The sequence below is a fragment of the Streptomyces sp. NPDC126499 genome (assembly GCF_040302485.1).
GTDB lineage: Bacteria > Actinomycetota > Actinomycetes > Streptomycetales > Streptomycetaceae > Streptomyces.
This window is the reverse complement of the sequence record NZ_JBEOUO010000005.1, coordinates 43,374-68,437: the sequence shown is the minus strand read 5'-3', so window position 1 is coordinate 68,437 and position 25,064 is coordinate 43,374. Positions and strand designations below refer to the sequence as shown.

The 25,064-nt window shown below is 75.0% G+C and carries 15 protein-coding genes; 14 read left to right on the top strand and 1 reads right to left on the bottom strand.

The window, feature by feature from the left end; genetic code table 11:
- The first annotated feature begins 81 nt into the window (after nt 1–81).
- Nucleotides 82–1,290, top strand: coding sequence for a cation:proton antiporter (locus ABTZ91_RS08825; RefSeq protein ID WP_352076440.1), 1,209 nt, complete (start codon nt 82–84; stop codon nt 1,288–1,290).
- Between the two features lie 24 nt (nt 1,291–1,314).
- Here the strand turns inward: ABTZ91_RS08825 and ABTZ91_RS08820 are convergent, their stop codons facing one another.
- Nucleotides 1,315–1,623 (bottom strand): hypothetical protein, encoded by a 309-nt coding sequence (locus ABTZ91_RS08820; RefSeq protein ID WP_352076439.1) that lies wholly within the window; start codon nt 1,621–1,623, stop codon nt 1,315–1,317.
- Between the two features lie 39 nt (nt 1,624–1,662).
- On the opposite strand from ABTZ91_RS08820, the gene ABTZ91_RS08815 reads away from it, so the two are divergent.
- The 13 genes from ABTZ91_RS08815 (at nt 1,663) to ABTZ91_RS08755 (ending at nt 25,037) form a co-directional block, all read left to right on the top strand.
- Nucleotides 1,663–2,082: an alpha-amylase gene (locus ABTZ91_RS08815; protein WP_352076438.1), complete on the top strand. Its 420-nt coding sequence runs from the start codon at nt 1,663–1,665 to the stop codon at nt 2,080–2,082.
- 320 nt (nt 2,083–2,402) lie between these two features.
- Entirely contained in the window at nt 2,403–3,662 is a 1,260-nt protein-coding gene (locus tag ABTZ91_RS08810; protein ID WP_352076437.1) for a helix-turn-helix domain-containing protein, read from the top strand.
- A 331-nt stretch (nt 3,663–3,993) separates the two neighbouring features.
- A complete protein-coding gene (locus tag ABTZ91_RS08805) occupies nt 3,994–4,482 on the top strand; it encodes a cobalamin-dependent protein (protein ID WP_352076436.1) in 489 nt (162 codons plus the stop codon).
- The gene (locus ABTZ91_RS08800; protein WP_352076435.1) at nt 4,479–5,927 is read left to right on the top strand and encodes a methylaspartate mutase; all 1,449 of its coding nucleotides are present in this window, start codon (nt 4,479–4,481) and stop codon (nt 5,925–5,927) included. The genes ABTZ91_RS08805 and ABTZ91_RS08800 overlap by 4 nt, the downstream gene beginning before the upstream one ends.
- Entirely contained in the window at nt 5,924–6,925 is a 1,002-nt protein-coding gene (locus tag ABTZ91_RS08795; RefSeq protein ID WP_352076434.1) for an asparagine synthetase A, read from the top strand. The genes ABTZ91_RS08800 and ABTZ91_RS08795 overlap by 4 nt, the downstream gene beginning before the upstream one ends.
- Nucleotides 6,922–8,181 carry a glutamate synthase-related protein gene (locus ABTZ91_RS08790; RefSeq protein ID WP_352076433.1) on the top strand — a complete coding sequence of 420 codons (1,260 nt, stop codon included), beginning with the start codon at nt 6,922–6,924 and terminating at the stop codon, nt 8,179–8,181. Before ABTZ91_RS08795 ends, ABTZ91_RS08790 begins: the two co-directional genes overlap by 4 nt.
- 226 nt (nt 8,182–8,407) lie before the next feature.
- The gene (locus ABTZ91_RS08785) at nt 8,408–13,360 is read left to right on the top strand and encodes an amino acid adenylation domain-containing protein (protein WP_352076432.1); all 4,953 of its coding nucleotides are present in this window, start codon (nt 8,408–8,410) and stop codon (nt 13,358–13,360) included.
- 50 nt (nt 13,361–13,410) lie between these two features.
- A complete protein-coding gene (locus ABTZ91_RS08780) occupies nt 13,411–18,282 on the top strand; it encodes an amino acid adenylation domain-containing protein (protein WP_352076431.1) in 4,872 nt (1,623 codons plus the stop codon).
- A 1,454-nt stretch (nt 18,283–19,736) separates the two neighbouring features.
- Nucleotides 19,737–21,584: a non-ribosomal peptide synthetase gene (locus ABTZ91_RS08775; protein ID WP_352076430.1), complete on the top strand. Its 1,848-nt coding sequence runs from the start codon at nt 19,737–19,739 to the stop codon at nt 21,582–21,584.
- Entirely contained in the window at nt 21,581–22,435 is an 855-nt protein-coding gene (locus tag ABTZ91_RS08770; RefSeq protein ID WP_352076429.1) for a thioesterase domain-containing protein, read from the top strand. Before ABTZ91_RS08775 ends, ABTZ91_RS08770 begins: the two co-directional genes overlap by 4 nt.
- Complete coding sequence (locus ABTZ91_RS08765) at nt 22,429–23,643, top strand: cytochrome P450 (RefSeq protein ID WP_352076428.1); 1,215 nt, start codon at nt 22,429–22,431, stop codon at nt 23,641–23,643. The genes ABTZ91_RS08770 and ABTZ91_RS08765 overlap by 7 nt, the downstream gene beginning before the upstream one ends.
- A 174-nt stretch (nt 23,644–23,817) precedes the next feature.
- Nucleotides 23,818–24,030: an MbtH family protein gene (locus ABTZ91_RS08760; protein ID WP_128984835.1), complete on the top strand. Its 213-nt coding sequence runs from the start codon at nt 23,818–23,820 to the stop codon at nt 24,028–24,030.
- Nucleotides 24,031–24,038: 8 nt separating this feature from the next.
- Entirely contained in the window at nt 24,039–25,037 is a 999-nt protein-coding gene (locus ABTZ91_RS08755) for a TauD/TfdA family dioxygenase (RefSeq protein WP_352076692.1), read from the top strand.
- The last annotated feature ends 27 nt before the right edge of the window (nt 25,038–25,064 follow it).

The window sequence follows — 25,064 nt, the reverse complement described above, 5'->3', positions numbered from 1 at the left end:
GCGGAGGCGAACCCCGCTGACGATGCTGCGAGGATGGTCGCACGGGTCGATTCATCACGTTCCTCCCCTTTGTGAGTGTCCATGGTCGCTGTTCTCGTGCTTCTGTCGTTGCTGTTCCTGTGGTCGCTGGTCTCCGAGCGGCTGACCCGGTGGAGCATCACGGCGCCCATCGCGTTCGCGGCCGCCGGGGTGGTGCTGACCGGCGGCGACCGGCCGGCCGTCGCCTTCGACATGGACACCCACACCTTCCGGACGTGCGTCGAACTCGTCCTGGCCGTCATGCTCTTCACCGACGCCACCGAGACCAGGGACTACCAGCGGCTGGGCGGCTCGGTGGGCGAGAGCCGGCTCCTCGGCATCGCCCTGCCCGGTTCCGTCGTCCTCGCCGTCCTCTTCGGCGCCCTGCTCTTCCCCGGCACGAACGGGTGGCTCCTGGCCGTGGCCGCGCTCGTCGTGATGCCGATGGACCTCGCCCCCGCCCTGACCTTCCTCAGGGACGAGCGGGTCCCGCTGCGGGTGCGGGCCGCCCTGAACATCGAGGGCGGCTTCAACGACGGTCTCGTCTCCCCCCTCTTCGTGTTCTGCGTGGCCAACCTCGTCACGGCCGAGGGCGACTCCTTCGGCGACCTGGTCCTGAGCGCCCTCAAGGGTGCCGGGTACGCGGTCCTGGTCGGCGTGGCCCTCGGCTTCCTGGCCGCCTGGCTGGTGCGGACGTGCCTGGCCGCCGGCTGGGCCGCCCCCGCCGGGCTGCGACTGGCCGGTCTCGCCCTGCCGTTCCTCGCCTACACGGCCGCCGTGCCCCTCGGCGGAAACGGCTTCGTCGCGGCCTTCGTGACCGGCGTGTGCTACGCCCACACCGCGCACCCGCTCGGCGACGACCACCTCGGCCTCGTGTACGACATCAGCCATCTCATGGCCCTCGCGGTCTGGTTCACCTTCGGCGCGCTGATCGCGGAGGAGTTCGCCCACGGCATCGACCTTCCCGTCATGGCGTACGCGCTGCTCGTCCTCACCGTCGCCCGGATCGTGCCCGTGGCCGCCGCGCTCACCGGCACGGGCTTCAGCCGGGCCGAGCGCGGAGCCATCGGATGGTTCGGCTCACGCGGCGTCACCTCCATCGTCTTCGCGGCCCTCGCCTACAGCCGGCTGCCGGACGACGACGCCGCCTTCGTCGTCAACGTCACCTGCGCGACCGTCCTCCTCAGCGTCGTCCTGCACGGCGTCACCACGGAGCCCGCCGCCCGCTGGTTCGCCCGACGGCAGCGGCGCGACTCCGTCCCGGCGGGCTGACGGCCGGCCGGGACGGAGTCGCCTTCAGAGGCGCTCCCACCACCCCATGACGAGGACGAGGCCCTTCTTGACCGAGCATGCCGGCCGGTGCCCCCGCAGCGAGAAGAAGACCGAGGAGAGGACGGCCGACGTCGCCGTCACCCCGATGATGGCGACGCCGATCCACCAGGAGAGGAAGAACCCGAGGAGCAGGGCCGGTATGAGCATGATCAGGCTTCCCACGACTCCTTCACGCAGGACCCGGCTCCAGCCGGCCTTGTGCCAGTTCCGTGCCTTGCCGGAATGCCCGTGAAGGGTGATGTGCGAGGTGGTCCCACACGCCTCGGTGTCCATGAGGCCAGGATACAGTTTCGAATTCGATTCGAGTCCGACATGTCTGCCGCCATCGACCCCCGCGTGCTGGCTGAAAATAGTTTCAGCAACTTGCGCAAGAACTTTTGCACCTCGATGATCCGGGCCATGACAAAGCTCATCACGCGCATCGCGCGTCCTGCCGCGCTCGCCGCCACCGCCGCCACCGGGCTCCTGGCGACGGCCCTGACCGCCGCACCGACCGCCGTGGCGGCCACCGAATCCACACCTCCGGAGTGCGTGCGGTACTACGCGGGCTGGCGCTACACCAGCGTCGAGAACGGCTGCGACGTGACCGTCGCCGTCACCGTCGAGTACGCCGACGGACAGGTCGCCCCGTGCCGCGTCCTCGAACCCGGCGCGTGGGCGACCTTCGCCGGGTACGGGTCGCGGCCCGATGGCGTCACCGGGCTGAGAACCTGCGATCCCGGCGCCGTGTGAACGCCTCCGACCGTCACTCGCGGCGGCGGCGGTCAGCGGGCCGGTGAACCCGTAGGCGGCCGGGCCGTCTACGGGGCCGGTCACGGTGGTGACCTCGGCGAGGTGGGCCACCCGTCTGGCGAAGACGACCATGTCGGTGACGGAGCCGACGCCCTGGTGATCGGCCGTTGATCGCCCGTAGAGCCGTGCCGTGGACCATCGGTGCCAGGGGGGAAGACGGCTCGGCGGTCACCACCGTCCGGCGCCGCCTCGGCGCGCCGGACGGCCGCCCGGGTCCCCCGTCCCCCGTAGTTGGCCATCCCACGGAAGGTGGACGAGGCATGGACGGTGTGCGGTCGCCGCAGTCGACGGCGGGCTTCGGAGAGCTGCTCAGGATCTGGCGCGAGCGGGTCGGCCTGACCCAGCAGGTGCTCGCCGATCACGCCACCCTGAGCGTCCGGGCCATCCGGGACATGGAGAGCGGGCGGGTGCGGCGCCCCCGGCAGGAGACGGTCCGGCTGCTCGCCGACGCCCTGCGCCTCGAAGGCCGCAACCGGTCCCTCTTCGAGGCCACCGCGCGCCGGCAGACGCTCGCCGACGAACCGGCGGACGAACCGGCCGCACCGCCGGTCGCCCGGGGCGCCATCGTCGGGCGCGACCTGGAGGTCGAGGTGCTGGCCGACGCCTTCTCCGTGCACGGCGACCGGCTGGTCACGGTGGCCGGCCTCGGCGGGGTCGGCAAGACCCGCCTCGCCCTGGAGGTCGCGAGACGGCTGCACCTCGCCTCCCGCTGGTCGGTGCGCTGGATCGACTGCGGCCGGCTGCCCGTCGCCGGGCTCGAACGCCGCACCGACCTCGCCCGCGCGATCGGGGAGCGGCCCACCCTGCTGGTCCTGGACGGCGCCGACGCCGGCGTGGACACGGCACTCCTCGACGAACTGTTCCAGCGCTGCCCCGGCCTCCGGGTCCTGATCACCGCCCGGGTCCCGCAGCCGCTTCCCGGCGGCCAGGTGATCCCGCTCGCCCCGCTGCCCACCCCCGGGCCGGAACTCGACCACGACCCGCTCGCCCTGGCCGAGGTCGGCGCCGTCCGGCTGCTGCTCTCGCACCTGCGCCGACTGCGCCCCGGCTATCGCCTCGAACCCGACGAGGCCCCCGCCGTCGCCGCCCTCTGCCGCCAACTCGACGGACTGCCCGGGGCGTTGGAGCTCGTGGCCGGCTGGTCCACGGTGCTGTCCCCGCGCCAGCTGGTGGCGCGCCTCGCGGACGGGCCGTTCCACCTGGCGCCGCCGCCCGCCGGGTACGGCGGCAGGGCGGACATCCGGGCGGCCCTCGGGGCCGCCCTCGACCGGCTGACGCTCGGCCAGCGGGACCTGCTTGAGCGGCTCGCGGCCGAACCGGGGGACTGGTCCGGCGAGGACGCCGTCGCCCTGAGCGGCCGCCCGCCGCAGGAGTGCCTGGCGGCGGTGCACGAGCTCCTGGCGAGCGGTCTGATCCGCAGCGTCCAGGCCCGCGACGGCGTCCGGTTCACCGTCCTGAACCTCTGCCGGAGCCTGTGCGGGAGCCGCGTCGCCTACGCGGAACTGGCGACGGTGAGCTGAGGCTCGTACGGCGGGATCGTGCCGCGCTCCTCGTACGGCGGTGCTCGTGCGGCCACGTCGGGCGGCGGGTTCGTCCTCGGGGCCGTACAGCGGTCCCTTACGGCGGCCCCGTACGGGGCAGTCCGTACAGCGGTCCCGACAGCGGTCCGCACAGCCGTCCCGTACGGCGATACTGCCCGCATCCTGCCGGGTGAGCTGCCGGTCCGACGCCCCGATACTCCCTAGCGTTCTGTCCACGGCCGGGCGGGCCGGACACCCGGACCTGGGGACGCCCGGAGGCCCCACCACCCCCGGGACTCCCCACCACCTACCGACACAGAGGGTTTGCGCCGTGGATCAGCATGCCGTGGAGCAGCACGGAAAGGCCGAGCCGGCCGGTCTGGACGTCGTCGTGACGACCATGGCGTCGGACTCCCACACCTGGAACCTGGTCTTCCTCCACCTGCTCCTCGAAGAGCTCGGTCACCGGGTCACCAACCTCGGCGCATGTGTGCCGGACGCCCTGCTGGTCGCCGAGTGCCGCCGGATCGAGCCCGATCTGATCGTGCTGAGCAGCGTGAACGGACACGGCTTCCACGACGGACTGCGGGTGATCGCGGCGCTGCGTGCCTGCCCCGCGCTGGCCCGTACGACGACCGTGATCGGAGGCAAGCTGGGGATCGCCGGATCCGGCGCCCCGGCCCGGCGGCGGGCGCTGCTGGCGGCGGGCTTCGACGGGGTCTTCGAGGAGGACCGGTCGGTACGGGAGTTCCCGTCCTTCGTCCGCTCGCTGTCCGCCGGATCCGGGACGCCGGCCGCCGGCGCGGGGGTGCTCCTGTGACCGGGACCGCCGCCCTCCCGTCGGCAGGATTCGGCGCCTTCGTCGCCCGGGCCAGGGCAGCCGGGAAGCTGGTGGTCCAGCCCAGGATGGGCATGGCCGATCCGTCGCGGATGCGCGAGGGCCTGCTCTCCACCCGGCGCGCCGACGCCGTCACCGTCGGCACGATCACCCTCGACAGCTACACCCGCACCGGCGACCTCGCCGCCGCCCGGCGTGCGCTCGCCGAGGGCGCCGGCCTCAACGGCTACCCCATCGCCACCCACTCCGCGGACACCACCCGCGCCGTGCTGCGGGGCATCGCGGACCCGCGCTTCCCGGTGCAGGTCCGGCACGGTTCTCCGGCGCCGCAGCACATCGTCCGCGCCCTGCTCGCGGCCGGCCTGGACGCCACCGAGGGCGGCCCGGTCTCGTACTGTCTGCCGTACAGCCGGACGCCGCTGCGCGAGGCGGTCGAGGAATGGCGGCGCAGCTGCGAACTGCTCGCGTCGGTGAGGGAGTTCGGCGCCGAGCCGCACCTGGAGACCTTCGGCGGCTGCCTGATGGGGCAGCTCTGCCCGCCGAGCCTGCTCGTCGCGGTCAGCGTGCTGGAAGCCCTGTTCTTCCGGCAGCACGGGCTGCGTGACATCTCGCTCAGCTACGCCCAGCAGGCCGATCCGCGCCAGGACGAGGAAGCACTCACCGTGCTGGGGCGGCTCGCCGGGGAACTGCTGCCGGACGTCGACCATCACCTCGTCCTCTACGCGTACATGGGCGTCTTCCCGCGCTCGCCCGGCGGGGCCCGGCTGCTCCTGGAGGACGCGGCCCGCCTCGCGGTACGGGCCGGTGCGGCCCGGCTGATCGTCAAGACCACGGCCGAGGCGCACCGGATCCCGACCGTGGAGGAGAACGTCCGGGCGCTGGAGACGGCCGCCACGGCCGCCGCCCACGAGCGCGCCCGGCTGGTACGGGCCGGCGCCCCCGGCCCGTACGACCCGGGCACCCGCCCCGACGACACCGGTAGCGCGGACACGGGCATCGATGACACCGGCATCGAGGCCGAGGCGCGGGCCCTGATCGGGGCCGTTCTCGACCTGGACGCCGACATCGGGCGCGCGCTGGTGCGGGCCTTCGCCGCCGGGTATCTGGACGTCCCCTACTGTCTGCATCCCGACAACGCCGGCCGGGCCCGCAGCTCGCTCGCGCCCGACGGGCGGCTGCACTGGTCGAGCGTCGGGTCGATGCCCATCGCCGGACTGGGCGACGGCGGGCCGCGTCCGCCGATCCTCGGCTCGGCCGGGCTGCTCGCGTCCCTCTCCCACGTCCAGCGGACCTACGACGCCCGCGCCGCCGCACGCCCGGCCGTCACCGGTGCCGTCGCCGCCGCCCCCGAGCCGCCCGGAGCGTCCGCCGCACCGCCCCGTACGACGTCCACGCCACGACGAGAGTTGGGACTCACCACACCATGACCACCGACGGGCACACGGCCACCGCACCGCTCCCGGACCCGGGCCGCCACCTCACCGCCCCGGCCACCCGCAGCGCCCTGCGGATCCAGCATCACCTGCTCTCCTCCGCCCGCGCGTTCCTGCGCGAGCGCGGCTTCACCGAACTGCTGCCGCCGATCATCGGGCCGGTCACCGACCCCGGCTCACGCGGCTCCAAGCAGGTCGACGTCGACTTCTACGGTCACCGCTACAAGCTGATGACCAGCGCCATCCTCTACAAGCAGGCCTCGCTCCTCGCCTTCGACAAGATCTTCTGCATCGCTCCCAACGTCCGTCTCGAACCGCTGGAGACCGCCGGCACCAGCCGCCACCTCGCGGAGTTCCACCAGCTCGACGTGGAGATAGCAGGGGCGAGCAGGGACGACGCCGTCCGGCTCGTCGAGGAGCTGGTGGTACACATGGTCGACAGCGCGATCCGTGAGCTGCCCAAGGACTTCGCCGAACTCGGCCGCGATGTCGAGGCGTTCGCCGAGCTCCTGAAGGGCTCCTTCGGCCGGATGCGGCACACCGAGGCGGTCGCCGAACTCCGGGGACTCGGCCATCCGCAGAGCACGGACGCCGAACTCGACTGGGAGGGCGAGGCGTTGCTGTCCGCCCGGCGGGACCGCCCCTTCTTCGTCACCGACTATCCGAAGGGCTCGCGCGGCTTCTACGACCGGGAGGACCCCGAGAACCCGGGGCTGCTGCGCAACTTCGACCTGATCGCGGCCGAGGGGTACGGCGAGCTGTGCAGCGGCAGCCAGCGCACCAACGACTACGCGGAGATCGTCACCCGGATGCGGGAGACCGGCGAGAACCCGCAGAAGTACCGCTGGTACCTGGACCTGGTCCGCGAGGGCGTCCCCGGCAGCGCGGGCTTCGGCATCGGCGTCGAGCGGCTGACCCGCTACGTCGCCGGTCTGGACGCGGTCTGGCAGGCCAGCGCCTTCCCCAAACTGGCGGGGGTGGTGTCGCCGTGAGCGACCTCTCGGCGCCCGGCTTCCCGGAGGAGGAGGTCCGGCACCGCGCCCGGACCGGGGCGGCCGCGGCCTTCCCGCCGCCCGGCGCGTACGGCAGGGTCCTGTTCGGGGCGGAGCACCGGGGCGACCGGCCCCGCCCGGGCGTCGAGCGGGACCCGCTCGACGCCCTGCGGATCACCCCGCCGGTCTTCATGCCCCAGCGGCTCGCCCGGCTGATCGACCTGGGCCGGGAGCCGGACTACCGGGACGTCGAACTGACCACCGCCATCGGAGGATTCACCTCCTCCCTGCCCGTGTACGTGTCGGCGCTCGGCTCCACCCGGGCCGCCGGCGGCGACCTCGGCCTCGCGCTCAGCCGACAGGCCGGCGCCCTCGGGATTCCCATGGTGATCGGCGAGAACGTCGTCCCGGTGAACGGCTACGGCCGGCTCGGCGAGGCGGCGGACCGGGCGCTCCTCGGCCGCCTCCGCGCCTACGCCGAGGCACTGCCGGAAGGACAGGGCGGCGTCGCCGTGCAGCAGTCCACCGAGGACGCGGACGCCGAGGTGTGGAACCTCGTCTACAGCGACCCGGCGGCCCTCCCGCTGCTGGAATCGGGTCGGCTGGCCTTCGAGTTGAAGCTCGGGCAGGGCGCCAAACCGGGCCTCGGCGGGATGACCGTGCTCGACGCCGAGGCGGCCGCCCGGCTCGGCGACCGGTACGGGATCGACGACGTCTTCGGCGACGGCCGCGTGCTGCGGTCCGGTACGCCCGGCACCTTCACGGCGGAGATCCTGCGCCAGCAGGTCCGGCTGATGCGCAACAACTTCCCCCGGGCCCGCGTCTGGGTCAAGCTGCACCCCGGCCGGGACGTCGCCGAGGCCGCCCGGGTGGCCGCCGAGGCCGGCGCGGACGCCGTCACCGTGGACGGCGCCGAGGGCGGCACCGGCTGGGCGCCGGACGCCTTCCCGGCCGAGGTCGGCCTGCCCCTGGCGGAGTGCCTGCGCCGGCTCGCCGCCGCCGGGCCCCCGCCCTGCCTGCTGGTCTCCGGACGGATCTGGGAGGGCGGCCGGGCGGTGAAGAGCCTCGCGCTCGGCGCCCGCGCGGTGGGCCTGGGCCGGGCGGCCCTGCTCGCCACGGCGGAGGACCCGCGCGCGGGGCTCGTCCGCTTCGCCGAATGCCTCGCGCTGGAACTGCGCCTGCTGATCAGCGCGCTGGGGAAATACGCGCCGGCCGCACTCGACCCCGACGACGTCTGGTCCCCCGCATTCCCCTGAATTCCCCTGAATTTCTCTGATCCCCCTGAGTCCCAGTTTTCAGCAGCCCACCGAAATGGCGCCCGTGCGCGTGTCGGTGGGCTGCCCGCATTTCGCACATCACCGCAGGTCGAGCGGCAGATGAAACTGCCGATGGACTTCCGTGCATTCTGCCGATCGGCCCCGAGACGCCGCCCTATCGTCGACCTCACTGCTCGCAGCGTCGTCAATTCATCGGGGTTGGATGATGGAATCTCGCGGTTTCCCCTTCATATCCGTCGCACGCCGGTTCCCGGACCGTCCGGCCCTGAGACTCGGCGCGCGGACCGTCGCCTACCGGGAACTGGACGAGCTGAGCGGCGCCCTCGCCGCACGGATCGCCCCCGGGCGGACGCTGGCCGTCACCGGCCGCGACCGGCTCGACCACGTGGTCGGCCTGCTCGCCGCCCTCCGCGCCGGCGCCACCTACCTGGCCCTGGACCGGGAGGCGCCCGAGGAGCGCAACCGCTGGATCCGCGAGGACGCCGGTCCCACCCTCGCCTACACCGACGGCGCACTCGTCGGGACCGGGGCCGGGACCGCCGGGGCCGAGGCCGGGACCGGAGGCGAAGGCGGGGTCGGGGCCGGTGCCGGTGCCGGGGCCCAAGGCGCGCCCCGCAGCGGCCGGGAGGCCGCCGCGGGCTACCTCGTCTACACCTCCGGCACCACGGGCCGCCCCAAGGGCGTGCACGTTCCGCTCACCGCGCTGACCGGCCACCTCGCCGCCGCCGTCGAGCGCTTCGGCCTCACCGAGGACGACGTGGTGCTGCACATGGCCCGCCCGACCGTGGACGTCGCCGTGGAACAGGTGCTCACCGCCCTCTCGGTCGGCGCCTGCGTTCTCGTACCCGAGGAGCGACTTCTCGCACCGGCCGCTCTGTTGGACCTGCTCGACGCCGAGGGCGTCACCGTGGCGAACCTCGCCGCCGGGTACTTCCAGGAGGTGGTGGCCGCGCTACGGGCCGGAGGCCGCGTCCCGCGCGCCCTCCGGCTGATGATCTCCGGCAGCGACCGGCTCCACCCGGACGCCGCCGCCGGCTGGTGGACCGCCACCGGCGTGCCGCTGCTCAACGCGTACGGGCCGACGGAGACCGTCGTCACCGCCACCGTCCACGAGCTCGCCGGCCCGGCGGCGGGGGAGTGCGACACGGTCCCGATCGGAGGCCCGCTCGGCGACCGGCGCGCGTACGTGCTCGACGACGGGCTGCGGCCGGTCGCACCCGGCACGGCAGGCGAGCTGTACGTCGGCGGGCCCCTGCTCGCCTCCGGCTACCACGGCCGCGCGGGCCTGACGGCCGGCCGGTTCGTCGCGGACCCCTTCGCCCCCGAGCCGGGCGCCCGGATGTACCGCACCGGTGACGTCGTCCGCCGGTCCGGCGACGCCGACGCCCCGCTGGAGTACGTCGGCCGCACCGACCACCAGGTGAAGATCCGCGGCTTCCGGGTCGAGCCCGGTGAGATCGAGCAGGTGCTCGCCCGCCACCCGGACGTCGCCGGAGCCGTCGTGGTCGCGCACGAGGGCCGCCTCGCCGCCTACGTCACCGGCACAGGAACAGGGGCGGGGGCAGGGACGCGTACAGGGGCGGGGACAGGCACAGGTACAGGGGCTGGGACAGGCACAGGTACAGGGGCTGGGACAGGCACAGGAACAGGGGCGGGGACAGGCACAGGCACAGGTGCCGGGCCCGGCACCGGGACCGCCTCCGACGCTCCGTCCCCGGGCCCCGACGCCGCCCGGTTGCGCTCCTACCTCGCCGCGCGGCTGCCCGAGCACATGGTCCCCGCGACCGTCACACCGCTGGCCGCCTTCCCGCTGACCGCGGGCGGCAAGGTGGACCGGACGGCGCTGCCCGAGCCCCAGGCCGTGCCCGCCGCACCGGCTGCCGGCCGCCGACCGCCCCGCACCTCCGCCGAGCAGCTGATCGCCGCCGTCTGGGCGGACGTGCTCGGCGTGCCCGAGGTAGGCGCGGACGACAACTTCTTCCACCTGGGCGGGGACTCCCTCACCGCCGTACGGGTCGTGGGCCGCGTCTTCGACGTGTTCGGCATGATCTCCCCGTACACCATCTTCGACGCACCGACCCTCGCCGAGTTCGCCGCCGCCGTCACCGCCGCCTCGGACGGCGGCGGCGAACGCCCGGCGTTGCAGCGGACCGGCGCCACCGAGGCGCCGCTGGCCAACCTCCAGCGCGGACTGTGGTTCCTCGACCAGTGGAACCCGGGCGCGCCCACGTACAACGTGCCCTGGGTGTTCCGCTTCGCCGGGCCGGTCGACCCCGAACTGCTGCGCCGGGCGCTCGCCGGTGTCGTCGACCGGCACGAAGCGCTGCGCACCACCTTCGAGCCGGCCGAGGACGGCCCCCGGCAGGTCGTCCACCCGTCCGTGGAGCTGCCGTTCACCGTGCGGGAGACCACCACCGAGGCCCTGGACGCCCTGCTCGCCGAGGCCGCCCTCGTCCCCTTCGACCTGGAGACCGGCCCGCTGGTCCGCGCCCACCTCTACCGCACCGGCGCCACGTCCACCCTGCTGCTGCTCTGCCACCACATCGTCTGGGACGAGGGCTCACTGCCCGTCCTGGAGTCCGAACTGGCCGCACTGTACGAGTCCCTGGCCGCCGGCCGCCCCGCCGAGCTGCCCGAACTCCCGGTCCAGTACGCCGACTACAGCCTCTGGCAGCATCAGGACGACACCGCCGGACGGCAACTCGACTACTGGCGCGAGCACCTGCGGGACGCGCCCACCGAGCCCCTCCTGCCCACCGACCGTCCGCGCCCCGAACTCCAGTCCTTCCACGGCGCCTTCCACCGCTTCGTCATGCCCCGGCCGGTCGCCGAGGGCGTCCGGGCGCTGGCCCGAGGCGAGGACGCGACACCGTTCATGGTGCTCCTCGCCGGGCTCGCGCTCACCCTGCACCGGCGGACCGGGCGCCGCGACCTCGTGCTCGGCTCCCCGGTCAGCGTCCGCGACAGGTCCGAACTCGACGCCCTGATCGGCTACTTCGTCAACCTGCTGCCGCTGCGCGTACGGGTCGAGGAGGACATGGACTTCCCCGGCCTCGTCCGGCACGTCCGCGAGGTGGCGATCGGCGGCTACCGCCACCAGGAGGCGCCGTTCGACGCCATCGCCGGCGCCGTCATGGCGGAGCGCCCCGACGACCGCACCGAGGACCGCAACCCGCTCTGCCAACTGCTCCTGGAACTCCACCCGCTCGACACCCGCCCGCTGACCGTCGGCGGGACCGAGGTGACCCGCGAGCTGTACTCCAACCCGGTCTCCCGCTTCGACCTGTCGATCTCCGTCGACGACCGCGGCACCGACTTCACCGGCCGCTTCGAGTACGACTCCGACCTGTTCGACCCGGCCACCATGGCCGAGCTGTGCGAGGCCTGGATCGGCACCCTCGCCGCCGCCGTCGAGGCGCCCGTACACGCGCTCTTCGAGGACCGGGCCGCCCGGACCCCGTACGCCCTCGCGCTGGTGTCCGGCGAGGACCGGCTCGACTACGGCACCCTGAACGAGCGGGCCAACCGCCTCGCCCACCACCTCACCGGCCTCGGCATCGGCCGCGGCGACACCGTCGCCGTCCTCGTCGAGCGCGGTCCCGACCTGGTGACCGCCCTGCTCGCCGCCCTGAAGGCGGGCGCCGCCTACACCCTGCTCGACCCCGACTTCCCGGCCGAGCGGCTGGCCGGCGCGGTCGCCGACAGCGGCGCCGCCCTGCTGGTCACCCACCGCCACGCGAGCCCGCCCTTCCCCGTCGCCCGCCACCTCGACCTGGACGCCTCGGCCACCGCCCTCGCCGCCCGCCCCGGCCACGACCCGGGCCTGCCGGTCACCGGCACCGACCTCGCCTGCGTGATGTTCACCTCCGGCTCCACCGGCCGCCCCAAGGGCGTCGCCGTCCCGCACCGCGCCCTCACCACCACCTACCTCGGCCAGGACTACGCCCGCTTCGGACCCGACGAGGTCTGGCTCCAGTGCTCCCCGGTCTCCTGGGACGCCTTCGCCCTGGAGCTGTTCGGCGCCCTCGCCTTCGGCGGCGTGTGCGTGCTCCAGCCCGGCGGGCGGCCCGACCCGCAGACGATCAGCGACCTCACCCGCCGCCACGGCGTCACCCAACTCCAGCTGTCCGCCAGCCTGTTCAACTTCCTCCTGGAGGAGTTCCCGGAGACCTACGACGAGCTCGCCGTGGCCTTCACCGCCGGCGAACGGGCCTCCGTCACCCACGTCGGCAAGGCCCTCGACCACTACCCGCGGCTCACCGTCGCCAACGGCTACGGACCGGTCGAGAGCCTCGGCCTCACCACCTGCCACCGCGCCACCCGCGAGGACACCGCCGGCACCTCCATCCCCATCGGCCGCCCCCTGCACGGCAAGACGGTCCACGTCCTCGACGAACACCTGCGCCCCGTCCCGGACGGCACCACCGGCGAGCTGTACGCGGCCGGCGGCGGACTCGCCCTCGGCTACGTCGGCCGCCCCGGCCTGACCGCCGAGCGGTTCGTCGCCTCCCCGTTCGGCGCGCCCGGCGAACGGCTCTACCGCACCGGCGACCTCGGCCACCGCACGCCGGACGGCGTCCTGGAGATCACCGGCCGGATCGACGACCAGCTGAAGATCCGCGGCTTCCGCGTCGAGCCCGGGGAGATCGAGGACGCGCTCACCCGCCACCCGTCCGTGCGGGAGGCCGCCGTCACCGTCCACGAGCCCGCCCCGGGCGACCGCCGGCTCGCCGCGTACGTCACCACCGCCCCAGGCGCGCCCGCGCCGGACCCCGACGCGCTGCTCGACCACCTGGCCGTGCTGCTGCCGGAGCACATGGTGCCCGCCACGCTCGACATCCTCACCGCGCTGCCGCTCAACCCCAACGGCAAGGTCGACCGCCGGGCCCTGCCCGCCCCCGCCGAGCGCCCCGAGACCGCCCCGGCCGACCCGCTCACCGCCGCCGAACGGCTGGTCGCCGACGCCGTCCGGGCCGTCCTCGGCCGGACCGAGGACCTCGGCCCCGACACCGACTTCTTCCGGATCGGTGGCAACTCCCTGGCCGCCGTACGGGTCGCCATGCGGCTCACCCAGGAGACCGGCACCCGGGTCCCGCCGCAGGCGGTGTTCCGCGGCCGGACGGTCGGCGCCATCGCCGAACGGCTGACCCCGCGATGACCCGGCACCCCGACCGCCCGCCCATCCGCCCGACCGAAGGGAACGAGGCCGTGAGCCCGTCCGCCGACCTGCCCCCCGCGCCACCGCCCCCCGCGCCGGCCGACCACCCCGCCGACCCACCGGCCACGCCTCCCTCGGCCCCGGCCGCCACGTCGGCAGGCCCGGCTCCCTCTCCGGCGGGCCCGTCCGCCGGTGTCCCCGCCGGGCCGCCGCCCTCCGTACGGGCCGACCTGGCCACCACGACCTCGGCCGCCGACCTGACGGTCACGCCGCCCCCGAACCCGGCCGGCACGTCGGCAGGCCCGGTCATCGCCGCATCGGACGGCCCGTCCGCCGGTGCGCCGGCCTCGTCCGCCGACCTGACGGTCACCCCGCACCCGGCCGCCCCGGACGGCCCCGCCGCCCCGGCCGTCCCGCCGGAGTCCTCCCGGTCCGTGGGCCCGACCCGTACCGCCCCCCTCTCGGCCCTCCAGCGCGGGCTCTGGTTCCTCGACCGGTGGAACCCCCGGGACGCCACGTACACCACCCCGTGGACGTACGACGTCACCGGCCCGCTCGACCTCGCGCTGCTCCAGCGTGCCCTGGACGGCGTGGTCGACCGGCACGAGGTGCTGCGCACCACCTTCGCCCTGCACGCCGACGGCCCCCGACAGCACGTCCACCGCACGCTCGCCCTGCCGCTTACCGTCACCGACCTGCGCGGGCTGCCCGAGGCCGAACGGGCGGGCCGAGCCGAGCGGTTGATCACCGAACGGGCCGCCGAGCCGTTCGACCTGAGCACGGGACCGCTGCTGCGGGCGGAGGCGATCCGGCTCGCCGACGACCGCACCACGCTCCTGTTCGTGGTGCACCACATCGTCTGGGACGGCTGGTCGGCCGACCTCTTCGAGCGCGAACTCGCCGAGCACTACGTCGCCTTGACCGAGCGAAGGGCCACCGACCTCCCCGCGCTCACCCTCCAGTACGCCGACTGGGCGGAGGAGGGGCGGCACACCTCGTACGAGGAGCAGCTGGCCCACTGGAAGCGGACCCTCGACGGCGCGCCCACCCTCCTGGAGCTGCCCGGCGACCGGCCGAGGCCCGCCGAGCGCGGCCGGCGCGGGGCCACCGAGCCGTTCGACCTCGCCCCCGGCACCGCGGCCAGGGTCCGGGCGCTCGCCGAGCAGGAGGGCGTGACCCCGTACACGGTCCAACTCGCCGCCTTCGCCCTGCTCATGGGCCGCTGGGCCGGCGCCGACGACCTGCTCGTCGGCACCCCCGTCACCACTCGTGACCGTCCCGAACTCGCCGACCTCCTCGGCTACTTCGTCAACCTACTGCCGCTGCGCGTCCGGCTCGCCCCCGGCGCCACCTTCCGTGCGTTGCTGGCCGACGTGCAGGACGGCGCCTTCGACGCGTTCGGCCACCTCGACGTCCCCTTCGACCAGCTGGTCGACCTGCTCGGCACCACCCGTACGCCCCAGCATCCGCCGCTCGTCCAGGTGGTGTTCGGCGCCCACACCGAGCCGCGTACGCCGCTCGAGCTCGGCGCCGCCACCGCCGAGCGCGCCGTCCGCTCCAACGGCACCAGCAAGTTCGACCTCACCTGGTCCGTCTTCGAGGGCGCCGACGGCGGCGAACTGCGCGGGGAGGCCGAATACGACACCGACCTCTTCGACCCCGGCACCGTGCGCCGGCTCGCCGCCGACTACGCCGCCCTCCTCGACGCCGCCCTCACCGACCCGGACGCCACCGTGCTCCGGCTCACCTCCGCCGCCCCGCCGCACCGCCCCGCCCGCCTCGACCCGGGTCACTGCCTGCACCACCTCTTCGAACGGGCCGCCGACACCCACGGCGACCGGCCCGCCGTCAGCGACCCCGACGGCACCCTCGGCTACGCCGAACTCGACCGGCGCGCCAACCGCCTCGCCCACGCCCTGCTCGCCCGCGGCGTGCGCCCCGGCGACCGGGTCGGCCTGCTCCTGGAACGCACCACCGCCGTACCCGTCGCCGTCCTCGCCGTCCTCAAGACCGGCGCCGCCTACGTGCCGGTCGACCTCGCCGCCCCCGCCGACCGGGCCGCCCTCGTCTTCGGCGACACCGCCGTCAGCCTGGTCCTCACCGACCGGCCCGACCGCGCCCCGGACGGTCCCTGGCACACCCTCGACCTCGCCGCCCGAGCGGAGGAGATCGCCGCCCAGCCGGACGTCCGCCCGCCCGCCGCCGGCCGCCCCGGCGACCTCGCCTACCTCATCTTCACCTCCGGCTCCACCGGCCGCCCCAAGGGCGTCGCCGTCGCCCACGAGCACGTCAGCCGCCTCCTCGACTCCGGCCGCGACCACTTCGGCTTCGGCCCGGACACCGTCTGGACCCTCTTCCACAGCTACGCCTTCGACTGGACGGTCTGGGAGCTCTGGGGCGCCCTGCTGCACGGCGGCCGCCTCGCGGTCGTCCCGTACCTCACCAGCCGCTCGCCCGACGAGTTCGCCGCCCTCCTCGACGAGGAACAGGTCACCCACCTCTGCCTCACCCCCTCCGCGCTGCGCCAGCTCGAACCCGCGCTGCGCCGCCGGCCGCGCCCCCTGCCCGCGCTGCGGTGGATCATGCTCGGCGGCGAAGCCCTCGACCCGGCCGTCGTCCAGCGCTGGCACGCCCTCGACCCGCTGCCGCCCGCCCGGCTCTGCAACCTCTACGGCATCACCGAGACCACCGTCCACGTCACGACCCACGACATCGCCGAAGGCGGCGCCGGCTTCGCACGCAGCCTCGTCGGCGAACCCATGGCACACCTCACCGCCCTCGTCCTGGACGACTGGCTGCGCCCCTGCCCGCCCGGCGTCCCCGGCGAGCTGTACGTCGGCGGCGGCAGCCTCGCGCACGGCTACTGGGGCCGCCCCGGCCTCACCGCCGCACGCTTCGTCGCCGACCCGTACGGCCCGCCCGGCGCCCGGCTCTACCGCACCGGCGACGTCGTCAGACGACTGCCGGACGGCGGCCTCGAATACGTCGGCCGGGCGGACTTCCAGGTGAAGTTGCGCGGCTTCCGCATCGAGCTCGGCGAGATCGAGAACGCCGTCGCCGCCCACCCCGACGTCGACGCCTGCGTCGTCACCGTCCACGACGACCGACTCGCCGCCTACGTCACCGTGCGCGGTGCCGGGGGCGCTGCCGGTGGCGTGGTCGATGGCTCGGCCGGGGGCCTATCGGCCGAGCCCCACGACCTGCGTGCCTTCCTCTCCCGTACGCTCCCCGACTACATGATCCCGGCGAGCGTCACCGTCCTCGACGCCCTGCCGCTCACCGTCAACGGCAAGGTCGACCGCGCCGCGCTGCCCGCCCCCGGCCGCGCCGCCGCCACCCCGGCCGGCCGGCACGTCGAGCCGCGCACCCCGGAGGAGGAGCTGTTCGCCGGCGTCTGGACGGAGGTGCTGGGCGTCGACGGGATCGGCGTCCACGACGACTTCTTCCACCTCGGCGGCGACTCCATCCGCGCCGTCCAGCTCGCCGGCGCCCTGCACGACCGGGGCTGGCAGATCACCCTGCGGGACGTCTTCAACGCCCCCACCGTCGCCCGACTGCTGCCGCTGGCCCGCCCCGTGCCCACCGACCCCGCCGTCCACCGGCCCTTCGCGATGGTCGCCGAGGACGACCGGGCGGAGCTGCCCCCCAACATCGTCGACGCCTACCCGATGGTCTCCATGCAGCTGTCCATGGTCTTCCACATGGAGGTCGCCGGCGGCACCGACAGCTACCACAACGTCAACTCCTACCGGATCACCGGCGACCTCGACGAGACCGCCTTCCGCCGCTCCGTCGGCGAGGCCATGGCCCGGCACGCCGTGCTGCGCACCGGCCTCGACCTCTCCGGCTACGGCGAACCGCTCCAGCTCGTGCACGGCACCCTGCCCGTACCGGTCGAGTTCACCGACCTGCGCGGGCAGGCGGAGCAGGCGCAGGACGAGCGGATACGGGCTGTCTTCGCGCACCACCGCGACCGGCCCTTCGACCTCGCCGCGCCGCCGCTCTTCCGGATCACCGTCCAGCGCCTCTCCGACCACGCCTTCCAGCTCACCATCTCCGAACACCACGCCATCCTCGACGGCTGGAGCTTCACCTCCCTGCTCACCGAGATCCTCGAACGGCACACCGCACTCGCCGCCGACCCCTCCTCCGTGCCCACCCCGCCGCCCCGCACCACCTTCCGCGACTTCGTCGCCGTCGAACGGACCGCCGCCGGCGACCCGGAGTCCGTCGCCTACTGGCAACGCCGTCTCCACGGCGCCACGGGTCAGCTCTGGCCCGGCAGCGAGAACGTCCACGAACTGCCCCGCACGGTCGAGCGCGTGCTGCCCGACGCCCCCGGGCAGCTGCGCGCGGTCGCCGACGCGCTCGCCGTGCCCGTCAAGTCGGTCGCCCTCGCCGCCCACCTCCACGCCCTCGCCCGCATCACCGGCCGCCGCCGCGTCACCACCGGCCTCGCCATGAACGGCCGTCTCGAACGGCTCGGCGGCACCGAGGTGTACGGGCTCTTCCTCAACACCGTCCCCCTGCTCGCCGAACCGGACCCGGACGACCTGGCATCCCTCGTCCGGTACGTCCACCGCGAAGAGCTCGACATGATGCCCCACCGCCGGGTGCCCTTCGCCCGGCTGGCCCGCATGATGGCCGACACCGCGCTCGACAGCCAGTTCGGCTACCTGCGCTTCCACGCCCTCGGCCGGCTCACCTCGGCCCGCATCGAAGACGGCCGCATCGGCTGCGAACCCAGCCTCCGCCACGAACCCAACAGCTTCGCCTTCGGCGCCTCCCTCATCCAGGACCCCGTCTCGCAGCGCGTGCTGCTCGCCGTGGACCACCAGCGCGCGGTGGTGGACGACGCCACGGCGGACGCTTTCCTCGACGCCTACGCGGAGGCACTGGCCCGCTTGGCGGCGGACGCCTGATGGGGGAGGCGGCGGTGCGGGTGAGGCCGGTGCGGGGTGCGGGGGCGTGGCCTACGGGGCCGGGTGCCGGCGGCCCGCGGGGCCGGTGCGGTGCGCGGGGCCGGCTGTGCTCGGGGCCGGGCACGGGCCGCCGCCCGCGGCGGGTCGCCTGGCGCGGACGGCCGTCCGGCCGGCCACGGGCGTCCCGGCCGTGGCCGGTTGCCCGGGTCGGACACCGGGCCCGCCGGGGTGCCTGGCCGGCAAGGGGTTCCCGCTCCATGTGGCCGTTCCGCCGCCGCTGGGCGTCCCGGCCGCTCGGCGCTTCCGCCCCTCACGGGGGCAAGGGGCCGAGACGGGGGCGTTCCGCCTACGGCGGGGCGCTGGGTCGGCTCGGTCGGCTCGGTCGCGAGGTCGTTACGGGCCGTCCGGCCCCGAGGCGGGTGCCAAGCGCCCATGGCCCGTCCGGTTCGTGTCGGGGCCAGGCCGGCACTGGCCGTTCCACTCCGGCGAGGGTGGTGGGCCAGGCCCGTACCGGGGCATCCGGTCCGTGTCGGGCGCCGCACCCGTCTGGGCCGTCCGGCTCCTGTCGGGGCCAGGCCGGCACCGGCCGTTCCGCTTCGGCGAGGTGGTGGGCCAGGTCCGCATGGGCCGTCCGGCCCCGAGGCGGGTGCCGGGCCGCCCTCGGTCGTTCGGCCTTGGGCGGGGCGTCGGTTGCCAGGGGCGCATGGGCCTCAGGCGCCGTGTCGCGGCCAGGCCGGCACCGGCCGTTCCGATTCGGCGAGGTGGTGGGCCAGGTCCGCATGGGCCGTCCGGCCCCGAGGCGGGTGTCGGCCGCCCTCGGTCGTTCGGCCTTCGGCGGGGCGTCGGTTGCCGGGGTTGCATGGGCCTCCGGCGCCGTGTCGGACGCGAGGCCGTCACCCGTCTTCCGCCTTCGGCGGGGCCCGGTGACATCGGGCACCGGGTCCGCTCGGGCCGTCCGGACCGCGTCGGCACCAGGCCGGCCCGGTCGTCCCCCTCCGGCGGGGCGCTCGATCGGCATCGCCCCGCCAGGCCCCATCGGCCATGCGGCTCCGAGTCGGGGACCAGGCCGCCACCCGCCGTTCCCCCTCCGGCGGGGCGCTCGATCGGCATCGACCCGCCAGGCCCCATGAGCCATGCGGCCCCGAGTCGGCGACTGGGCCGCCACCCGCCGTTCGCCCCTTCGTCGGGGCGCTCGGTCGGCATCGGCCGCCGGCTCCGCCCGGACCGTACGGCTCCCCGCCGCCCGCCCCGCACCAGGATCCCCGCCCGCCCGACCCGTACCGAGCGCCACGCCCGCACCCCCTGCCGCCCGGACCACTTAGGGCGCCAGGCCCGCCCGACCCCCGCGTCCGCCGTGCCACCGCGGCGGGAGACGGGCCCGCACGGCCCTCCCGCCCGCCTCCCCACGTGATCCGACCCATCCGTTCCACCGACCACCCCGAGGAGCATCTCCCATGACCACCTTCGCCGAACCGTCCGCCACCACCCCGGCCCGCACCCCCGCTCCCGCCCCCGATCTGCTGTCCCGCCTGCGGGCCGTCGTCGCCGCCCACCCCGGGCGGGTCGCCGTGCACGCGGCCGACGGCAGCCTGGACTTCGCCGCTCTGGACCGGCGTACCGCCGGTCTGGCCCGCGCCCTGCGGGCGCAGGGGGTGCGGCGCGGTGACCGGGTCGGGGTGCATCTGGCACGGACGGCCGACCTGCCGGTGGCGCTGCTCGCCGTCTGGCGGGCCGGGGCCGCGTACGTGCCGCTCGATCCCGCCTATCCGGCCGAGCGGATCGCCTTCGTGGCCGCCGACTCCCGCCTCGCCGCCGTGGTGAGCGCCGACGCGGCGCCGCCCGTACCGGCAGGCGTCCCGGTGCTGCGCCCCGACGCCGTCGCCGACGACCCGGAGACCGACGCCGACGTCACCCCGCACCCCCTCGACTCCGCCTACGTCATCCACACCTCCGGCTCGACCGGACGCCCTAAGGGCGTCGAGGTCCCGCACGGTGCCGTCGCCGCCCTCGCCGCCGCCCTGGAAGCGAGCGGCGCCTACCGCCCGGAGCCCGGGGTGGTCGCCTGGAACGCCAGCGTGTCGTTCGACGCCTCCGTCCAGCAGTGGATACGGATCTGCCGGGGCGACACCCTGGTGGTGATCGACGACGAGCGGCGGGCCGATCCCGCCCGTCTGGTGCGGCTGCTCGCCGAACGCGGTGTCACCGACCTCGACCTGACGCCCTCGCACTGGCGGCTGCTGCGCGAGCCGCTGGCCGGCGGCCCGGTGCCGAGGCTGTTCATGGGCGGTGAGCCCGTGCCCGTACGGACCTGGCGGGAACTGGCCGACGCGGGGATCGACGCGCTCAACCTGTACGGACCCACCGAGTGCACCGTCGACGCGATCACCGCCCGGATCACCGGCCCCGGCCCCCACCTGGGCGAGCCGCTGCCCGGCGTCCGGGCCCACCTGCTCGACGACCGGCTCGCCCCCGTGACGGCCGCCGGCGCGGTCGGCGAGCTGTACCTGGCCGGGCCGGGCCTCGCCCACGGCTATCCGGGCCATCCGGGCCTGACCGCGGGCCGGTTCGTTGCGGACCCGTTCGCACCGGAGCCCGGCGCCCGGATGTACCGCACGGGTGACCAGGCCCGCCACACCGCCGACGGCCTCCTGGAATACGTCGGCCGGGTCGACCGCCAGGTCAAGCTGCGCGGCTTCCGGATCGAGCTCGGCGAGGTCGAGCACGCGCTCGGCGCCCTCGCCGGGGTCACCGCCGCCGCGGTCACCGTGCACGAGGCCGCGCCCGGTGACCAGCGGCTGGCCGGCTACGTGACCGGAGCGGCCGTTCGCCCCGCCGATCTGCTGGCCGAGCTGCGCCGCACCCTGCCCGCCCAGCTGGTGCCGTCCACCGTGACCGTCCTGGACGCCCTGCCGCTCACCCCGAACGGCAAGGTCGACCACCGCGCCCTCCCCGCCCCCACCACCAGCTACGTCCCCGCTCCCGCCCCGGTCCCCGCCCCCGAGACCGCCGCACCGGACGCGCCCGGGGGAGTGGACGAGCAGGTCGCCGAGGTCTGGCGCACCGTCCTCGGCGTGCCCGCCGTCCGGCCCGACGACGACTTCCTCTCCCTCGGCGGCCACTCGCTCGCCGCCCTGCGCGTGGTCCACCTCCTGCGCCGCAAGCTGAACGTCGAACTCCAGCTGCGCCACCTCCTCGACGCCGCCGACCTGGCCGACTTCACCGCCGCCGTACGCCGTGCCGCCGCGGCCGGCCCGGCCGCCGCCCGCCCCGCGCTCACCGCCCGCCGCGAGGCCGTCCGATGACCGCCACCCTCAGCGGCACGGTCGGCACCCCGGCCGCGCGGACCGCCCGCCCCCGCGCCGAGGGTGACTGGCTCCTCGTCCCCGCGCCGCAGGCCCACCGCCCGTTCCGGCTGTTCTGCTTCCCGCACGCCGGCGGCGACGCCACCGCCTACACCCCGCTGGCCCGCGCCCTCGCCCCCGTCGCCGAGGTGTGGGCGCTGCGCCCGCCGGCCCGCGGCGGCCGCAGCCGGCACCCCATGCCGCCCGACTTCGACGCCCTGGTCGGCGCCGTCACCGAGGCCCTCACCCCGTACCTGACGGGCGGCGCCGGCGGACGGTTCGGCTTCTACGGGCAGAGCTTCGGCGCCCTTCTCGCCTACGAGGTCGCCCGCGCCCTGCCCGCCGACCTGCGCCCCGCGCTCGTGGTGACGGCCGGCGCGCCCTCCCCGGCCGAGTGGGCCGGGCGCGGGAGCAGGGACCTGGACGCGGCCGAACTGCTCCGGCTCACCGGGCTGGAGGAGCTGGTCCGGGCCGATCCGGATCTGGTGGAGCTCGCCCTCGCCGCGATCCGTACCGACCTCGCCGTCAGCGCCACCTACCGGCACCGGCCGCACGCGCCGATCGGCTCCGCGCTCCACGCCCTGGCCGGGGCCGACGACCCGATGCTCGCCACCACCGGCCTCACCGGCTGGGCCGCCCACACCCGCGGCACCTTCGGGCACCGCGTGGTGCCCGGCGGGCACCTCCTCGCCACCGTCGACCGGCCGGGCCCGGTCGACCTTCTGGCCTCCCTCATCACGCCCCTGACCGGCCGCCAGGACCCCGACCCGTCCCGTACCGACCGCAGCAGCCTCCAGGAGCCGTCATGCTGACCACCACCAGCGCCACCACCACCGCCACGGCCACCACCGCCGTCGACCTCACCGACCCGGACCTGTGGGCCCGGCCCGACACCCCGGCCCTGGTCGAGGACCTGCGCAGGCAGGCACCCGTCCACCTCACCGACACCGTCGACGACGGCCCCGTCTGGTCGGTCCTCACCTATCGGGAGTCGGCGGACGTGCTGCGCAACGCGGCCGTGTTCAGCTCGGAGTCCGGCTCGCTGCTCGGCGCGGGGCAGGGCAACGTGCCCGTCGGCTCGGGCCGCATGATGGCCCTCACCGACCCGCCCCGGCACCGTGAACTGCGGGCGCCCGCCAACCCGTTCTTCTCCAAGGGCGGCGTGCGCGGCGCCGCCCGCTCGATCGCCGAGCGGGCCGGCGAGCTCTTCGACCGGGCCGTCGAACAGGGCGAGGTGGACCTCGTCGACGTGGTCTCGGCACTGCCGCTCGCCGTCATGTGCGACCTGCTCGACGTCCCCGAGAAGGACCGCGACATGGTGGTCCGGGTCTGCGACGTGGCCTTCCTCGGCCGCACCCCGGAGGAACGCCGGGCCGGTCACCAGCAGTTGATCCCGTACCTGCTGCACCAGGTGATGCTGCGCCGCTCCGACCCGCGCGACGACCTGATCTCCATGATGGCCACCTACCGGGTCGGCGGGCGGCTGCTGCCGGTCGAGGACGTGGTGCTCAACCTGGACAACATCGTCGTCGGCGGCGTCCAGACCGTCCGGCACACCGCCGCCATGGGGCTGCACACCCTCGTCCAGCGCCCCGACCTGTGGCGGAGGTTGCAGCGCGGCGAGGTGTCCATGGACTTTGCCGTGGACGAACTGCTGCGCTGGACCTCGGTCGGCCTGCACACCCTGCGGACCGCCACCCGGGACGTCGAGCTCGGCGGCCGGCGGATCCGGCGCGGGGACCGGGTCGCGGTGTGGGTGTGGTCCGCCAACCGGGACCCGGAGGCCTTCGAGGCTCCCGAGGAGATCCGGCTCGACCGCTCGCCCAACAAGCATCTCGCCCTCGGCCTCGGCGCCCACTACTGCATCGGCGCCCCGCTGGCGAAGGCCGAGCTGAGCGCCCTGTACACGGCCGCGCTGGAGAAGGCGGCCGTCATCGAGCCGACCGGGCCGGTCCGCCACAACCGCTCGATCATCAACTTCGGCCTGGACCACTTCCCGGTCCGTCTCACGCCCAGGTGACCCCACCCGGCCCCACCCCTGCCACCCCCTTCACGCGCCCCGCCCCTCGGCGACCGCCCCTCGGCAGCGCCGTAACTGCCGCTCACCTGCCGTCCCTTGTGCCGCTCACACCCGCCCGGCGCCCCTACCTTCGAATCACACCCCCAGAGCACCTCTCACCCTACGGAGACCACCATGAGCAACCCGTTCGAGGACGACAACGCCGGCTACCTGGTGCTGGTCAACGACGAGAACCAGCACTCGCTCTGGCCGGTCTGGATCGACGTGCCGGCCGGCTGGACCACCGTCCACGGCGAGGCCCCGCGCCAGGAGTGCCTCGACTGGATCGAGGCCAACTGGACCGACATCCGCCCGGCGAGCCTGCTCGCCACCCTCGACCAGCGGTGAGCGCCGCCATGCCGACCTGGGAGCTGAACCCCGGCCGCCCGGCCCTCGCCCACGCGCCGGCCGGAGCCGACCTCGCCGAGGCCTGCGCCTGGCTGCGCGAGCACGAGACCGCGCTGACCGCCGCCCTCCACGAGCACGGCACGATCTTCCTGCGCGGGCTGCCGGTCGCGACCAGCGCGGACGTCGCCGCCGTCCGTGACGTGCTGATCCCCGAGCCCACCCCGTACCGGGAGAAGGCCACCCCGCGCAGCGACTTCGGCGACGGCGTCTACTCGTCCACCGACCTGCCGCCCGCCCAGTCGATCCGGATGCACAACGAGAACAGCTACACCCTGACCTTCCCCGGGCGGCTGCTCTTCGCCTGCCTGACCGCTCCCGAGCGGGGCGGCGCCACCCCGACCGCCGACGTCCGCAAGGTCCTCGCCGCGCTCCCCGACCACCTGGTGGAGCGCGGCCGGTCCTCCGGCTGGACCCTCACCCGGAACTACTCCGACTACGTCTCGCTCGGCTGGCGCACCGCCTTCGGCACCGAGGACCGTGCCGACGTCGAGGCGTACTGCCGGGCGAACGGCATCACGTGGCAGTGGCAGCCCGACGGCAACCTGCGGACCAGCCAGCTGCGTTCGGCGACCGTCCACCACCCGCACACCGGCGAGGAGGTCTGGTTCAACCACCTGGCCTTCTGGAACGAGTGGTCCCTCGACCCGGACATCCGGGAGGCCATGGTCGACGAGTTCGGGGCCGACGGCCTGCCGTTCAACACCGGTTTCGGCGACGGCGAGCCGCTGTCCCGGGAGGACGTGGACGCCCTCAACGCGGCCTACGACGCCGCCACCGTCCGCGAGACCTGGCGGGCCGGCGACGTGATGCTGGTCGACAACGTGCTCTGCGCGCACGGCCGCGACCCGTACCGCGGCGAGCGGAAGATCGCCGTCGCGATGGGCCGCCCCGTCGGCCTCCTGGACTGCCGGCCCACGGTGCGGCCCACCACCGCCGTCCCCGCCTGAGGCAACCGAACCCATCCACGCCGTGAC